Below are 1,229 nucleotides of genomic sequence, written 5' to 3' on the forward strand. Positions count from 1 at the left end.
GGGACGCAGCCGGACGGGAGTTCCGGGGCCGTCCCCACGGACGGTACGACGAGCGGGGACCCGGGGACGAACGCACTCTTCGAACAGCTCGTCACCGTCGAGGAGTTCCCCCCGTGAGGGCTTCGAACTCCTCCAGGAGAAGACGTTCGAGGACGAGCGCGAGGACGACCAGGAGAGTCCCGTCGACGACGGCCTGGCGAAGTGCACGTACGAGGCGGTGTACAGCGCCTCCGACGGCAGGATCGACGAAGGCGCAGGACGGCAGTTCGTCCAGGACGCCGGAGTCACCGCCACCGGGGTCTCCCTCACCGTCCTGAGCACGGACGGCGTGCCCTCCGAGGACAATGCGCTCGCGAAGTGGCAGACCTTCGCCGAGAGGATCAGGGCCTGCACCGACGCTCCCGTGAAGGAGATCGGCACGGGCGGTGCCACGGGCACGACGGAGTCCATCGACCTCACGAAGGACCTCGCACCGGAGGAGAACGGCGGCGTCGGTCTGCTCTGTTTCGCCGCGCTCCAGCTCTCGCCGGTGCCGATCCCACGCCCTCCGGATCCTCCCCGCATGCCGAGGCCGTGGCGGCGGCCGAGTCCCTCGCGAGCGCCGCGGACTCCGCACCCGCCGGATACCTCGGCGGCGGACTCGTCCTCCGGGTCGAGAACGACACGGTCTCCGTCGTCTCCCCCGGGGACGTCGACGTCCCCGTCGTCACCGAGTGGTTCGACCTCCACTGCCCGTACTGCGCGCAGTTCCAGGCGGACGCAGGAGAAGTGCTCAAGGAGCGCTTCGAGACCGGCGAGATCGCCCTCGATCTCCACCCGATGGCGTTCCTCGACAGCCACTCCGACGACGACTTCTCGACGCGCGGAGCGGTCCTCCTCGCAGCGCTCGCGGACAGCGAACAGCCCGCTGCGTGGTACGGCACGATGGTCGGGCTCCTCGCGGCACAGCCGGAGAACGGCACCGGGATGAGCGACGAGGACATGCTCCGCATCGCGACCGAGGCGGGAGCGGACACCGAGGCGCCCCTCGCCTCGGCCCCGGAGGTCACCGTCTCCCAGGCACTCGCCTCCCGGTCCTTCGAGGCATGGATCCACGACCAGACGGAGGCGACCTTCGCCGCGGGGCTCGAACAGGTGCCCACCGTCGCCGTCGACGGCGCCTTCGTCCACGGCTTCGACCGGGCGAGCGTCGAGACGGCACTCGACGCGCTCTGAGCCGCGCGGACGCG

The 1,229-nt window shown here is 70.7% G+C and carries 1 protein-coding gene; it reads left to right on the top strand.

Going from position 1 to position 1,229, the window contains the following annotated elements; genetic code table 11:
- Positions 1 to 573 precede the first annotated feature (573 nt).
- Positions 574 to 1,215, top strand: coding sequence for a DsbA family protein (locus ABD172_RS06440; RefSeq protein ID WP_344308015.1), 642 nt, complete (start codon positions 574 to 576; stop codon positions 1,213 to 1,215).
- The last annotated feature ends 14 nt before the right edge of the window (positions 1,216 to 1,229 follow it).

Origin of the sequence: Brevibacterium samyangense (assembly GCF_039529845.1) — a bacterium.
Taxonomy (GTDB): Bacteria; Actinomycetota; Actinomycetes; order Actinomycetales; family Brevibacteriaceae; genus Brevibacterium; species Brevibacterium samyangense.